Raw genomic sequence first — 15092 nt, forward strand, 5'->3', positions numbered from 1 at the left:
AATTGTTTTAGGGTTATCGTTGTATTTCTAGTAAATCAAGGTATCAAATGATATCTTGTTTTTTTAGTGTCCCTTTACTTTTTTTAATAATAGATTCAAAAAAACTAAAGGTTAAATAACATAATTTTACATATATAATTACGTTAAAGGGAGTCAAAAATAATCTCTCAACTTACCAAGGAGGGCAAATTTAATGAATTTAAGACAAAGGGCTTTAACTAATTTTCAAGGTATGAAAACAAGTGTTTTTGTTAAATCAACTAGCAAATTTAAATCCATATCAAATCTAACATTAGCAAAATTGATTATCATTTCAGCGGATGATGAATTAGGAACAAATAATGAAGTAGAACCAACAAATTACAGAAATTTTTCATCACAGATTGTAAAAACCTCTAATAATTACAAAGATCTTCCAGATAGAGCGAGTGCATTGGAGCAAGCAATTAGTCGTGTGCTTAAAATTAATACTAATATTATTAGGTATTCAAAGGTTCATTTGGAGCACTTGGTAATTTGGGTAAGTTTCCTTGAACGATACGCAGATAATGAACAATTGTTGCAAAAAGCAAAAGAAATTTTAAATGTTGATTTAAAAATTTCATACACTAATTTTAATTTGGCTATAACTGAATTAAAAACGCTAATAAAAAAACATGAAGAATCGGAGGCGTTTAATATGATTACTACAAACGAGAATGTAAATGTAACTCTTGTATCAAATGAATCGAAAGACATTGAAGTAAATGAAGGCTGTCCTCAAAATGTAAATGTAGCTCTTGTATCAAATGAATATTTACATGAAACTATTTTATTACAAACAAAGGAATTAGTAGGGACGTATATTAATTTAGACGAACTGGATGAATTACTTCCTAACTTCGTATTCATTAAAGGTGATGTAGTGACGTTAAACGCAGTATATCAAGATGGAGATTATGAAACTGATATTGCTATGTCATTCTTTTTAACTTCAATTGATAATGATTTCGATATGGTGGTAGCTCTTATCACGGATTTTGATGACGAATTGGATGAATATGATACTTTATTGCATCTTATTTCTCCTACGAAATTAGTGAAGTTTGTACAAGATATTTTTAATGAGAAGGACATTAGCTTTTTCGAAGTTGAAAATGTAACTGATTTATTAAAGTTAGTATCGATTATGTAAAAAATCAATCATATTAAGGGGAGATAAGTATGATTTTATGTTCACATGAAACAAATGACGAAAATGTTCAGGTTAGTCTAGCTAATCAAGCAGTAGGATTTAGTCAAAAAACAGGGAAACCAGGAATGAATGTCTTATTAACCAAACAAATTGGCGAGCAAACTTACGTTTTTGCTACTGGACAACTAGAAATACGTATTGCACAAAAACTTTATGCTGATGATCGAGATTATGATGTATGGAAGCTAGATGGCTTTACGGTTTTAAATTCACCTTTAAGAATTGATCATTTAGCTACAAAATTTATGACTAAAAAGCGTTTTGCCTTATCTAAACGATCACCAAGAGTTCCGTTAAGAGATAATCGTTTGCTGGTTATACTGGAATCATTAATTTTCTACGATACCTTAAATGTAGCATAGCGAAAGCATTTTCAATATATAAGAAAAGGTCGTCTGAATTTTCAGATGACCTTTTCTTTATTTAATCAGAAGATTAGCAACATAAATCAGTAAAATATCAATCTCTCGAATATTCGATAACTAAGTATTGAAATAATATGTTCAATTTATTTATCAATCCATCATAAACTAAATCAATATTTTCAAAAGAATCTATACCTAATGATGTTTTTACATTAGCTTCAATATATTCTTTTTTATCCTTCGGTAATAAATGGTCGTAATATTGCCTCAAATCATTTATCAAATATAGTGGTGCAATAATTTCTTTCACTTTGTCTTGATCGGATATTATTTTTTCTAGCAACTTATGATAAAATTTTATAGATTTCCACTCTTTATACCCTTTTTCTGGATGTTCATACAATTGTACATATAATTCTCTAAAAGACTTTATATTTACGCCCTCAATTAGTACTTTATGTAACATATTAATTGCTGCTTCAATTGATTTTTTTGTGAAAATTACAGGTTTATCAAAGTCTCTCATCTGTTGTTCTATTTCATCTTCTAAATGAAATAAATTAATACCATATTTTTTCAATATTAAATCAAATAATTCTTGCTTTTTATAACATGCTTTTAACTCTTTATTAGGTTCACTCCAAATACAACACAGCTGTGCTGCATAAAATTCAGAATCGATAAGTTTATGATCTGAATCAACATTATGAGGTTTCATTATTTCTAAACTTGTTATATCCATTAAGTTCAGATCACCTAACCAAAAAATCACTTTACCATTCCTATTTATACCAAACGGAACATTCCATTCATCTTTATAACTTATTACTCCATATGATTCAGAAAATAAATTCATTTTATATTCTGGGTGATGCATAAAGTAAATTAATACATTTTTGGTGAAATATACAGGCGTAAGAAATCCCTCTTCTGAATTTTCTTCATCAAAGCATAATCCTGGAATATTATAATAATCTCTATGATCATAATTGAAGTTTTGTTGTGAACAATACATAAATTTTTTCTTGTACCCAGTATATTTTTGAATACCTTCCAAATGACCATCCCTAATCATGATTTTATAACAGCCATCGACCATTTGTTTAGAATGTTGAGGTACGCAATTTTCTCCGCATTTTAGACAAGTTAGTACTAAAAAATCCTTGAAGTGCATTTTTCTATTCTCAATCGTAATGTCTAAATCTTCAATACTTAATTCTCTAATACCATTACAAGTTTCGCACTCATGATATTTATAGGCTTGATTTCCTTCAACAAAATCAGCATAGGTTTCATACTTTAAATACATAATTTCCTCCTTTTAAAATAATTGTAACAAATTATACTGTACATATATTGTACGTCATTAGTTAGATAATAGGAATATATAACCATAAATAACCATAATACAAACATAATATACCTATTAGCGGTTGTATAGATTCTTATTGTTTCTGCTCTAATATGAGAGCTAACATCGGAAAGGATCTTCAACAATAAAAACTATTTAAGATGAATAATGTACTTGGCAAGTATAAACGATGACACATTAACTATTTATACTACTTTCAAAAATAATATATTTTAGTACTCATAAAGAAACCTCTATTTACAGTGCAGTTAACTTCATATTAATAAATTACTAATAAACACATAGATAAATTGAAGTGATTTTAATACAAATTAAGTATATAATTTGTATTAAAATAGGAGGTGTCTTATTTGGGAGCTTTTTTCGCATATAGTAGTCAAGATAAAGAATTAATGTCTCAAATTAATTATGCCATCAATGAAATCAACAAATCCCAAATTTTAGAAATTACTTCATGGGAGTCATTAGGTATTAACGGTAATTTCATCCCTGAAAAAATCTTTGCAACAATTGATGCAAACGATGTATTTATTTGTGATTTATCCTTATTAAATTATAACGTGCTATTTGAACTAGGTTACGCAATAGCTAAGAAAAAGAAAATTTGGATCGTATTAAATCAAAATATCGGAAATGGTAAAAGTTTATACGGTAAGCTCCCTATTAGTAGTATAGGGTACACCATTTATAAAGACGGTTATCATTTAAGAGATAACTTTTTTTCTGAACTTCCTCATGAATCTGAAAACAATATACATTCTTATCAAACATCTATTGATAAAAATCTAGTTTATTTAAAATGTGATAGAAATGAAGCTCCAACCGAGAAAGTTACAAGTATATTAGATAAAAGCGGTATTCCATTAAAAGTTGAAGATCCTTATGAAGGTAATCAATTATTAAACTGGTTTTTAGAATTTCTCCCTAATTCCTATGGAATAGTTATTCATTTTAATGCGAGAAATAATGATGAGTTCAATAGTATAGATGCAAAAAAAGCTTTCATTGCAGGACTAGCTTACGGATTTAATGTTAAGTCTCTTTTACTTTCTTATGATGATGCTGAAGATGCTCCAATGGATTATAAAGCATTAATCCAAACGCCTAAAAATATTGCTCATTGCGAAGAAATTGTAAGAGAATGGATTGCTCCACTTCAAGAAGAATTTAAAATTAATAACGAAAAATATACTGGGTATGTAAAAGATAAAAAAGCTTTAAGTGCTTTATCAAATTTAATTTTAGGCGATCATATTGCTGAAAATGAACAAATAGATTTAATTGATTATTTTATTGAAACATCTGAATATAAAGAAGCTCTAACCTCTAGACAAATATTATTTGTGGGAAGAAAAGGAACAGGAAAAACTGCAAATTTAATTAAATTAACTGATACTTTTAATCATGATAAAAGAAATTTTGTTGTTGTAATTCAACCATTTGGTCATGAATTTGAAGGAATATTGCACATTATGAAACAGGTTTTATCAAATTCTGAAAAAGGGCATTTAATCGAGAGTATATGGAAATACTTAATTTACACAGAAATTTCAAAACAATATTATGATTCTTTAATAAACCAACCTCAGCATTACGATTTCAGCGAAGACGAAAAAGAGTTTGTTGAATTTTACGAAAAAATTATAAATTCATTAATGCTGATTTTACATTGAGATTAGAAAATATCTTAGAAAATATCATTGAAAAAAAGGAAGGGTATTCGTTAGAAGATAAAAGAATAAAAATTAGTGAAATCTTACATGAAACTGTAATTAGTAACTTACGATTCCATCTAGGTAAAATTCTTAATAAAAAAGAAAAGGTAATAGTTCTTATTGATAACCTAGACAAGACCTGGAGTGATAATGAAGATTTAGAGCAATTAAGTTTATTATTATTTGGACTCTTGAATGTTACTCATAAAATTTCAGATGACTTTAAAAAACAGAATTATAAACACAATAGTGTTAATTTGGCTCTTATCGTTTTCTTGCGTAGCGATATATTTAGCAGAATCCTTTCTTTTGCACCTGAACAAGATAAAATTCCATTTAAACATATGTCTTGGAATGACACATCTCAATTATTCAGAGTCATAGAAAATAGAATCGAGTATAGCAGTCAATCTATCGCAAGTCCAGAAGAACTATGGAATCAATACTTTTGCAAAACAATAAATGGCGTTAGCCTTAAGGAATACGTTGAAAAATTAATTTTACCTAGACCTCGTGATATTGTTTTTTTATTTAAAGCAGCAATACAAGAATCTATTAATAGAGGACATACCATAGTAGAAGAAGCTGATTTTTTAGAAGCTGAGTACCTTTATTCCCAATATGCTTTACAATCTTTACTTCCTGAAAACGGAGGAAGAATAGAGAATTTTGAAAGCTTACTATATGACTTCGCTGGAGAAAAATCAATATTATCAAGATTAGAAATCGAAAAATGTTTGGGTGAAACGAACTCTGACACTTGTAATAATATAATTGAAATACTATGTGAATTAACTTTTTTAGGAAAAGAAATAAGAGAAAATGAATTTGAATTCTATAGTGAACGTAGAAATAAGGCAATCATAAATAAACTTGCTCTCAAATATACTGAACGTACTAATAATGAGCGATATATGATTAATAACGCTTTCCATAAATATTTAGAAATCGAGAAGGTTAATCATAATACCTTACAAAAACAAAATTAAAATTTCACAACCCTTACAGAAATTTCATCAAGGCTGTATGGGTTGTGAATCTGTCATATAACTCTAACCGTTCGCTCTTTCAAAATCTCCTTCTGAATTAAATCAAAATAAATTTTCAAATTTATCTTTAAGTTTCTCCATATTTATCGATTTTTTTTCTTCCTTCGTTTGCTGTGGTGCAGGGAAATAATCATGTAAATTATTTAAACCTAAATTTTGATTAACTGATTCATTAAAATCGATTAAGTTATTTTTCAGCCCCATTTGATTTCTTAAAGTTGAATCTACACTGGCTACTGTAATTTGCTCATATAATTGCCTGTAGTGCTCTTTTTCTAACTTCAGCTTAGCAATAAACTCTTCTTGTTCTTTAGCTCTTTCTGCGACCTTCTGGATCGTTTTAAATTTAGTCTTCAATTCATTTCTTTCTTTAAATAAAAGTTGAAATAATATTTCGAAATCCTGAAGTTCGTTAATAATTTTATCAGTGTTATCTCCATACAATTCGAAAATACTTTCAATATTCGGAAAATAAATTTCATCGCCATCTACATTATTGATTTCACGAACAATTGGAGTATTTAATTCTTGTATAAAACTCTCCAATCTTCGTTTCCAAGTATTTCTGCTAATCGCTGTTTCCTTTTCTAACAGTAAATAAGATAAAGCCTTATTTTTATATTTCCTTTTTACTTTCAAAGCCAGCTCTCTCATTTGAATATCCGTTAGCTTCTCTTTAGGACCCCTTTTCCCTTTAATAACATCAGTCATACAATTGTTCCTCCATCAATATTTGTTCGACTTTCAATTTGTGATCCATAAGCTGCTGCAAATATCTTGATTTTAATTTTAAAACTTCATTTAAATCGGGCTTATAATGAGCATGTAAAGCTTTACTAGAATTGATCATTGATTCAACAACTTTGCCAATATCCGCCGAACATTTTCCAGAATACTCCTCTAACCAATATAAAGCTTCTGTAGTATCATTTATTGTTGGCTTAAAGATAAAAAATGGACATATTCTACAATCTTCCCCACAGTTTTTCGGAAAATCAATTGTATCCTTACAATATCCATAATCTACTTTCAGAAATAAACTCTCAGCCTCACTGGTAGAATAAATCTTACCTCTATCAATTTTTTCACGCCTACCGCCAATAAAGCCATCACTAAAATTTTTATTTATATTATTGGTTAGATTAACCTTATTTAATAAATAAGTGTAAGACTCTACATAATTTTTTGCATGATTATAATAATTTGCAGGAGAATTCAAGTCATTATGCCCTGCAAGTTCTGCTATTGATACAAGATTGAATCCTTGTAAAAACAAATTAATAATTGCGAAATGCCGAGTATGGGATGGCACTATTGTTTTTGTCATATCTATTTTATATTTTTCCTCGACTACTTCTTTTTGAAATTTTTTTAAAATCGATCTAAATTGATCCAAATGTAACCTGTTTACTACGGTTTTTCTTGTTTTTCCATAATTCGATCGTAAATCATAATATTCTTGTGAAAATAGATACTCTGTAAATATTTCAGCTTGCAATAATTCATTCACAAACTTTTGGATTAACTTATAAATATGTTCATTAACTTGAATTTTTTGTACGGGATCAACATCATAAACAGATTCCTTCACTTTTTTGGATCTAATAACAGTTAACCAATAGATACCGTTTGAATCCCTTTCCACGCAATTAGTCTTTAATCTCAAAAATTCTGATGGTCTCATAGGTAAAATCGTAGTGATTTCCCACCATAATCTAATCGGCCAATATATTAAATCGAAAGTATTTTCATTCAATACAAAATAATCATTTAATACTTCATCAAATAATAATACTTCCTTTATAGGTGGCAACTCTTTGTTTCCTCTTTCACATTCACAAACTTCATCACAAATTAATTCGATTTTTTCCGAATTTGGTATATTTATATATTTTAAAAAAGCTATTACCGTTCTTGCTAAAATATATTTTTGACTATCTTTTTGAAGGAGCATTTCGAATGATTCAGCATCTTTAAAACCCTTAGAAACTATAATTGTTGCATTCAATTTAATAGCACTAAGCACTACATGAGCTCTAGATTTCCCTTTCCTTAATATTATTAGGCAAAAACATTTTAAAGCCTCTTTAAAATCAGGAAAAATATCCACTTCAAAGTTCAAATTATGATACTCATTTGATGCTTTACAGGGTAAAATCCATCTATTAGACTCATAAGATTCAGCTATAATATAGCCCTTCTCTTTAAGTTCATCAAATATCTTTATATATTCTCCTAGTTCTGATTTATTAAAAATCACCTTTTCTTTAACATATACTTTACTTACACCTCTAAAATTAATATCTTTTTGTACTTCCATAATTAATTACACCTCCCTCAATAAATTAACTTTCCGATTATTTTATGCAAATTTTCTTTTCTTTCTTCAATACTTATAAACGAATTAATTATTTCTATTCCAAATGTATTAACTGCCTCGTTTAAAACAACTAATAAATTCATCAATAATTTAGTATCCCTTTTAATTAGTAGTGAAGATGTATTCTTTTCTATAGCATCAATTAATCTAAAAAATTCTATCTTTATTTCAAATAAAAACTGATATAATTGGGGAATATGGAACTCACAACCCACACAAAGTTTTCGATTTGGATATTCACAGCTTGGGAAATTTAAACACTGTCCTGTAGTATCCCTTGCTGGCATTTCACCCTTAAAAACCTTTAGTATCAATTGCTTCAAATAGTCTTCATCAAGTTGATTTAATTTATAAATTACATTTCTCTGCTTTTCCGTTTGATTCAATAGTTCTTTTGACCAATCTTCTAATTCTAAGGGCATAAATTCTTTTTTTAAATCAATAATAGTATCTGTTCTTTGCTCAATAGTTTGAGTATAATTCAAATTTTTATATGCAAATTGAACCATATAATTATACAACCATCCAAAATGTCCTCGATCATATAAATTAATAGCTACTCTATCTAAAGTACCATCTTTATTTGTTAGCTTAATATACGTGGCAGTAGTCTCGATACTTTTGTGGCTTCTCATCCATGCAGGCATTTCTAAAGATAACTCTGCAGATTCTTGATTTTCACTAATCCCTAAAAATAAATAGGTTATTGTACTATTTTGCAGCTTTCTACTTTTAAAGTCCTTTAATTGAATATTCTTACCAAAAAACTTCTTATGTTTCCTATTACCAGAAGTATTGGTTTCTAATGTATTTTGATTAATAAAGCTACCTAATAATTTTTCCTCATATTTTCCTGAATTTTCAGCTTTCCTTGCATGTAATTCTGAAATAACACAGGCGTTTGCAAGAGCCTCAATCATCGTAGGAACCACCAAAAAATTTAATACTGTCGAAGTTTTACTAGCTTCTGCATTATTTAATTTTAAATACAATTGTTGAATTATGAGGTTACAATTTTCGAGAGTGAGTACATTAGATTGGAACCATACGAAGTCAGCTATTCCCACTACCTCTAAATCGATTCTTGGCATTTCATAAATTATATCGCTTGGTCTCCACGCATTAGTTAAAAGCATCGTTACAAAAACCCACATATTACTGTATTCCCTGGATGTGATAGCTGCCGAAATATGTTGAGTATTCTTCGTATGTAAATAATACACTTGATACGTTTCAGGGCTGTACCTTTCATCATTAATATCTTTATTCGTTAATTTCACTTTTCTAGAAAGCATATATTCTCTTGGTAACTCCATATTACTATTTGAAAATGCATATTTAATGAACTTCAAAAACAATTCTCTTAGCGGATTGGAATATTTTTGATTCTTTAAAACTAGTTCAATGCTTTCTTCACTAACAGAAAAAATTTCTCCTTTTAATTTAGTTAAGATATCTTCATATAGCCTTATTACATAGCTCAAAGTCCTTCTTATATTACTAATCCGACCTTCTGTAGCATTCAATTTTGCCAATCCAAATTTTTTATATAAATCAAAAGTCTTTTTGTGTACAGTTCTTACTGAAACCCCATTAATGAAAGAAGCATATTCAGCAATCAATTCTTCTTTAGTGCGTGATTTTACTCGATTCAACTCTCGTTCTTTTTTTAATGTATTTATTTCCTCCATACATATATATATATTTCTACCCACTTTATTAGATTTTTCAACTATACCTTTTTTTATATATTTTGATACTGTTTCAATGCACACATCTAAGATTTTTGCTGCTTCACTTATTTTTATAAAACCTTCTATTTTTTTTCTTTTTTCTTCGTCTTTCTGCTTTTGTACCTCTATTTTTTTTCTTTTTTCTTCGTATCTCTGTTTTTGTGCTTGTTGTTTCTGGAGTTTTTCATCTTCTTTTTCTTGAAGATAATTCAAAATTGTATCCTTTTTTAAATACAGTTTCCCATATACTTCAGCATAACTTAAGATACCCTCTGAACACATTTTACTTATTGTTTTATTCTGCTTTTTTAACATCTGAGCTGCTAAACCGAGAGAAATATATCTATTTTCTTCTATTTCTTTAAGTAAATCAAAATGATTCTGTAATAACTTAATTTGACTATTATGTAGAAAAATTTCTTTTTTAATATAATTACAATCTATAATCCCTTGTTTACAAGCCCTAACGACTTCTTTTTTATCAACCATTAATTTCTCTACAATTTCATCAATATGATAAAAACCTATAGTAACTAATCTTTTGATTTCATCTATAAATATAGTTTCTTTAATTCTACGACTTAATGTCTTTGCTATTTCATTAGTCAAAATCCCCCCTAAAGGATTAGATTTTTGTATTGAAACTTTCTTGATATTTGCCTTTTTTTCTATGGATATTTTATAATCATAGTAATCTGATAAAAAATTTTTATCATAATAATTATGTTTACCTATTTTTTCTCGTCTTAAGACCCCTTTTTTCACTAACCTCGATATAGTACTATTACTTTTTCCTATTATTTTTTTTAATTCTTGTTTTGTTATAAAATTCTTCGGTATTATTAAATTTACTTTCTCTCTAGATTCCCTCTCTTCTTTTTGTCTTTTTTGTTCTTCAATATATTCATAATAGTTTTTCAATTCTCCGATATTATAGCAATTCATCCCTCTTATCTTTGTTTCGTGTATTATTCCTTTTCTCACTAAAGCTTTAATCGCATAATTACTTATCTCTAATAAACTGCTTAAATCCCCCATTCTTACATATCCACTTGGTAGTTGTTTTTTTACTTTTGCTTGTTCTTCCTTCTCCTTTTTTAATTTTATTCGTTCTTCCCTCTCTTTTTGAATTTTTGCCTTTTCTTTTTCTTTCTCCTTTTTTAGATTTAAGTTCTTAATTACTTCTTCACCTAATTTTGATCGAATTGAGTTTTCATCTAAATAAATTTTACCTCTGTGCCCTTTTTTCATTGGTATATTAAATTCTTTTACAATTTGATGTATCCTTTCTCTTTTGATTTTATATTCATTGGATACCTTTGCCATACTTATAAATCCTTCAATTGATGAATGCTCAAAATATTCTTGAATATCTACAATTGAAATAAACCAATCACCGAGTATTTTTTTGGTATTCTTGAAATATTTAACACTATGCCTTTTTATGAACTTTTTATCAATACAATATTTACTTTCGATATCCTTTAAATTTATGTATCCTAAATCATTTTCTATTTTCTCTTTTTCTTTCTTTTTATTTTCAAAATCCTCTACATTCAAAAATAGAGATTTTTTTTCTACATCAATATTTAAACAACTCAATATCTTTTCATTTTTTTCTTTTTTTACCCTTAATAACTCATCTTTTTTATAAATATCCTTTTATAACCCTCCTGAATAATCAATTTAGATTGAATATCTTGATTCATTGCCCAAATTTTTATTGTTGCTTCAGAATTATTACTATATTCAGCAGCTTCATTTACAGAGCAATAGCCGTCTGGTATAGTCCTTTCATCTACAATTTTAGTAACCAATTCTAATAAATCTTGTTTTTTGATATATCTATATCCCATGTGGAGTATAGTTTTCACTTTCCCCACTCTAATCCAGTTTGAAATATCAGTTCTTTTTATATCTATAAAGTGAGATTGGAAATAATTTTTTGCCTCTGATGTTGAAATATACTCTCCAGTTAAAAACTCTTCATTAAACTTTACTATTGATTTTATTTTGCTCAATTCAGTACTCGGAATAAATACTTTATTATTCACATAAATTTTTTCAATATCTTCGTTATAAATCTTTTTAGTAAATGTACTATGCCCTAACCCTAACATTTTCGCTATTTCTGCCATTTTAAGTAGTCGCACTTCTTTATTATCCATATAAAAACCTACCTATTATTTTCAGTCTTCCTTAACACTAAAGTTGGCACATATTCTTCATGCATCTTTTGTAGACGATCTTCAATTTTTTTTCTCACTCTATCCGTTTTTGCTAAATAGGGTAATGACGATAATAAATCACTATCCCCTCTTAAAAACATTAATTCTGCTGGATTCTCAATTTCTTCTGCAATCAAGTTTGTAAAAGTACCTCGACCAATATGGGTTCCCCAGTTACTAATTCTTAAATCTGCCGCTATAATACGATCTTCAGCAGTCCCATAATCTCTTAAAAAATTCACAAACTTGTCCTTTACTTTATAAAAGTATTGACAGTAACTCTTGCCAGACATCGGAAGACCATCCCTATTTATAAATAGTGCCCCTGTATTTGTTATATCTTGGTCTTTATAAATTTCAAAATGTTCTTTATATAATATTTCACCCCAATCCTTTATTTGAAGAACCTGCTGTTTTCTATTTTTTTTCACATAACTTGCTCCAGAACTATCTTTAAGATCCATTCTGAAATTTTGCTCTTTAATATCCAGTAAGAAATCACCGCTATCTAACTTTTTTTTGATTTGTGTACGTTTTAAATTAACTACCTCTCCAGCTCTTAATCCCCCAAATATTTGTAGATAAATTCCTAATACAATTGGGTGTGCATACAATGTAGCTATCTCTAAAAGTAGAGGGATATATTTTGTTGGGATTAAGTGTTTTCTATTAGTTGCCATCTTTGGAGGCAAAATTGGACTAAATAATGATTCATAAAAACTTTTATACGTTTTCGGGTTAGTATATTTTTTGCTTTCTATAAAATTTTCATTAATTTCAGTTAAAAGCCCCTGTTTGGAAAGCCATACATAAAAAGCTGTAAGACTTCTCCCTGCATCCGTCACTGTATCTCTTCTACGTCCTTCACTTACCATACTATCTAGATATTCATTTCCAATTTCAATCGTTAAGTTCGATAAACTTTTAATAACCATCCCTTTGCTTAATAAATAATTTAAGAATCGAACAATATTTTTCGCTTGTTTACGTTGCGTATTATATGCTCGATCCTTCCACTTCCAATTAATAATAAAATTGCTAAGCGGGTGAATAACTTGTAGATTAGTAGCTGTTTCTCGTATACAAATTAAAGCCAATTGTTTCTTTGTTTTTTTAATAGCATCATTTGACCAAATTGTTGTTGTAATAAATTCGTATTTATTAGGAAAAATTTCGATTATCTTTCTATTATTCACATTAAAACACCTCTCTATCATTGATGAATACTAGGGTTATACAACTTACATATATTTAAAAATATTTTGCGTTTATACTATATGAAACGACAAAAAAAACATCCGCTACATATATTCAAGTTAATACTGTTTTTTTAAAAACAGATTTTCCTGATATATAAACGAATGTTCATTTCATCAATATTAATAATAAAAATTTTGTCGGATTTCTATATACAAAAATATATACCATCTGTACTTTATTAATCAAGTGAAATAGTTACAATAATTCAAAATAATCACTTTCTTCTATAATATTGTATAAATATTTCAATCGTATCCTTAACGAGCTGCTGGTCTAAATCCAGCGTCTTTTGCTTCTTCTTCTGTACAGAACATTTCTTCTGCTTCTGTATTATCATAATCTTGTTGCCCTGGCATATGATAAATTTTGTTTCCCTTAGAGTTAATATTACCTTTTATTGCACAGCTCCCATTATCTTCAGTTAAATCCACTTTATTTTCATCTACACTAGCGAAAGTATCCTTTTTGACAGAAGCATAATAAACTTCTTTATCATAGCCTCGTTTGGTTACATAGTCTTCAACTGACCAAATTCCAATTGCTTTATTTTGTGCAGTCTTTTGAACTTCCTTAAACCATTCTACATGCTTCGTATTAGGATCATAAATATATGCTACTCGTACTAAACCATTTTTTAAAAGTTGTTCTTGAATGCTTATTCCATCTTCTGTATAAAGGTAAGCTAATAACCTTTTATATTTGTCACGATACGAAACATCGAATTCTACATATACTGAATCCTGACCACCTAATAACTGTTTTAAAAACTCTTTAGCTTCAGGTCCATACGGCTGCTCACCTAATGTTTCATGATTTGTCTCTGGGGCATCGACAAGAAGCAGCCTAACTTTTTCAGAGCTACCATTGTATTTTATTCTTATTGTATCTCCATCAATGATTTCTTGTAATTCATACTTTTCAAAATTACTTACATCATACTTTTCAGCACTTTTTATAGTTGATGAAACAATCCCCAGAATGTCTTCTGTACCTACATTATCTGTCGTATTTTCTTCTACACATGCATTTAAAAGTAATGTAGAGAAAAATAATACATACAAAATTTTTTTCAATATTATTCCCCTTCTAACTTCAAACTTATCTACTCTCCTAGCTGCATGATTTAACTAAATATCAAATACAATACAACCGCTAAAATAATTGTACCACTCGTAATTAAAGTCTTTATGTCTTTATCACTCATTTTCCTTACTCCTTTTCCAACTCTTATTATCGCCACTCTACATTTTATTATCAATGTATGACCATAACAATAAATCAAGCTCATTTCATTAATTTTAATTTCGGGCATTCGTAATAAGTGGTTGACTGCCCATTAATTTTCCTTTTCTTACTAAACAATTTTCGAATTGTTTAGTATTACTTCATTCGGTATATTTATTTTCCGTAATAGAATAGTGGTAAATTTCAATATCTGAATCAATGAACCCTCTTCGTTTCGCTCCATGCAGTGTTTGATACATATTCTCTCTACCAACAGGGTTGTCAGTATGAATATATATTTTGTTTGCCCGTAACCCTTTTTCACAAATATATTTTACTAAGTCATAACCTGTTGGCAATAGATTACCTTGTAGATCTTCTCCTAAATCATGATCAAGAGAAAGTATATCTACTTCGTGATTTTCAAGTAAGTGAATTGCTTCTTGAAACGTTCTTGCCACGGCAAAACCAATAGGACAATCTCTTAAATCATCCACATATAAATTAATCATAATATTAATTCCTTTCTCCG

Annotated in this window: 12 protein-coding genes; 4 read left to right on the forward strand and 8 right to left on the reverse strand. The window is 28.5% G+C overall.

Annotated features, from left to right (window positions below; genetic code table 11):
- Positions 1-193 precede the first annotated feature (193 nt).
- Together AAJG31_RS09785 and AAJG31_RS09790 are read left to right on the forward strand one after the other, a co-directional pair.
- On the forward strand, positions 194-1174 hold the full coding sequence (locus AAJG31_RS09785) for a hypothetical protein (RefSeq protein ID WP_279494017.1): 981 nt from the start codon (positions 194-196) through the stop codon (positions 1172-1174).
- A gap of 29 nt (positions 1175-1203) precedes the next feature.
- A complete protein-coding gene (locus AAJG31_RS09790) occupies positions 1204-1596 on the forward strand; it encodes a hypothetical protein (protein ID WP_279494016.1) in 393 nt (130 codons plus the stop codon).
- Between the two features lie 97 nt (positions 1597-1693).
- Here AAJG31_RS09790 and AAJG31_RS09795 read toward each other — a convergent pair whose 3' ends face one another.
- Positions 1694-2908: a hypothetical protein gene (locus AAJG31_RS09795; protein WP_279494015.1), complete on the reverse strand. Its 1215-nt coding sequence runs from the start codon at positions 2906-2908 to the stop codon at positions 1694-1696.
- A gap of 413 nt (positions 2909-3321) precedes the next feature.
- Between AAJG31_RS09795 and AAJG31_RS09800 the strand changes: the two genes are divergently transcribed.
- Both AAJG31_RS09800 and AAJG31_RS09805 read left to right on the forward strand, forming a co-directional pair.
- Positions 3322-4644, forward strand: a complete 1323-nt coding sequence (locus AAJG31_RS09800) for a hypothetical protein (protein WP_279494014.1) — start codon at positions 3322-3324, stop codon at positions 4642-4644.
- Positions 4641-5675, forward strand: coding sequence for a hypothetical protein (locus tag AAJG31_RS09805; RefSeq protein WP_279494013.1), 1035 nt, complete (start codon positions 4641-4643; stop codon positions 5673-5675). The genes AAJG31_RS09800 and AAJG31_RS09805 overlap by 4 nt, the downstream gene beginning before the upstream one ends.
- 102 nt (positions 5676-5777) lie before the next feature.
- On the opposite strand, the gene AAJG31_RS09810 is transcribed toward AAJG31_RS09805, so the two are convergent.
- From AAJG31_RS09810 to AAJG31_RS09840, 7 genes are all read right to left on the reverse strand, one after another.
- Positions 5778-6446, reverse strand: a complete 669-nt coding sequence (locus AAJG31_RS09810; protein WP_279494012.1) for a hypothetical protein — start codon at positions 6444-6446, stop codon at positions 5778-5780.
- Complete coding sequence (locus tag AAJG31_RS09815; protein ID WP_279494011.1) at positions 6439-8055, reverse strand: tyrosine-type recombinase/integrase; 1617 nt, start codon at positions 8053-8055, stop codon at positions 6439-6441. The genes AAJG31_RS09810 and AAJG31_RS09815 overlap by 8 nt, the downstream gene beginning before the upstream one ends.
- A 17-nt stretch (positions 8056-8072) precedes the next feature.
- Positions 8073-11450 (reverse strand): hypothetical protein, encoded by a 3378-nt coding sequence (locus AAJG31_RS09820; RefSeq protein ID WP_345803576.1) that lies wholly within the window; start codon positions 11448-11450, stop codon positions 8073-8075.
- Between the two features lie 29 nt (positions 11451-11479).
- Positions 11480-12016 carry a hypothetical protein gene (locus tag AAJG31_RS09825; RefSeq protein ID WP_279494009.1) on the reverse strand — a complete coding sequence of 179 codons (537 nt, stop codon included), beginning with the start codon at positions 12014-12016 and terminating at the stop codon, positions 11480-11482.
- An 8-nt stretch (positions 12017-12024) separates the two neighbouring features.
- The gene (locus AAJG31_RS09830) at positions 12025-13272 is read right to left on the reverse strand and encodes a hypothetical protein (RefSeq protein ID WP_279494008.1); all 1248 of its coding nucleotides are present in this window, start codon (positions 13270-13272) and stop codon (positions 12025-12027) included.
- 321 nt (positions 13273-13593) lie between these two features.
- Positions 13594-14409, reverse strand: a complete 816-nt coding sequence (locus tag AAJG31_RS09835; protein ID WP_279494007.1) for a thermonuclease family protein — start codon at positions 14407-14409, stop codon at positions 13594-13596.
- A gap of 312 nt (positions 14410-14721) precedes the next feature.
- The gene (locus tag AAJG31_RS09840; protein WP_279494006.1) at positions 14722-15072 is read right to left on the reverse strand and encodes a cyclic-phosphate processing receiver domain-containing protein; all 351 of its coding nucleotides are present in this window, start codon (positions 15070-15072) and stop codon (positions 14722-14724) included.
- Positions 15073-15092: the final 20 nt, after the last annotated feature.

Source organism: Lysinibacillus sp. BS3 (assembly GCF_039614735.1).
GTDB classification, from domain to species: Bacteria; Bacillota; Bacilli; order Bacillales_A; family Planococcaceae; genus Lysinibacillus; species Lysinibacillus capsici.

Excerpts from the sequence above, each read along its gene's own strand:
- AAJG31_RS09785 (WP_279494017.1), top strand. The coding sequence starts at position 194 with ATGAATTTAAGACAAAGGGCTTTAACTAATTTTCAAGGTATGAAAACA.
- AAJG31_RS09790 (WP_279494016.1), top strand. The coding sequence starts at position 1,204 with ATGATTTTATGTTCACATGAAACAAATGACGAAAATGTTCAGGTTAGT.
- AAJG31_RS09795 (WP_279494015.1), bottom strand. The coding sequence starts at position 2,908 with ATGTATTTAAAGTATGAAACCTATGCTGATTTTGTTGAAGGAAATCAA.
- AAJG31_RS09810 (WP_279494012.1), bottom strand. The coding sequence starts at position 6,446 with ATGACTGATGTTATTAAAGGGAAAAGGGGTCCTAAAGAGAAGCTAACG.
- AAJG31_RS09815 (WP_279494011.1), bottom strand. The coding sequence starts at position 8,055 with ATGGAAGTACAAAAAGATATTAATTTTAGAGGTGTAAGTAAAGTATAT.
- AAJG31_RS09825 (WP_279494009.1), bottom strand. The coding sequence starts at position 12,016 with ATGGATAATAAAGAAGTGCGACTACTTAAAATGGCAGAAATAGCGAAA.
- AAJG31_RS09840 (WP_279494006.1), bottom strand. The coding sequence starts at position 15,072 with ATGATTAATTTATATGTGGATGATTTAAGAGATTGTCCTATTGGTTTT.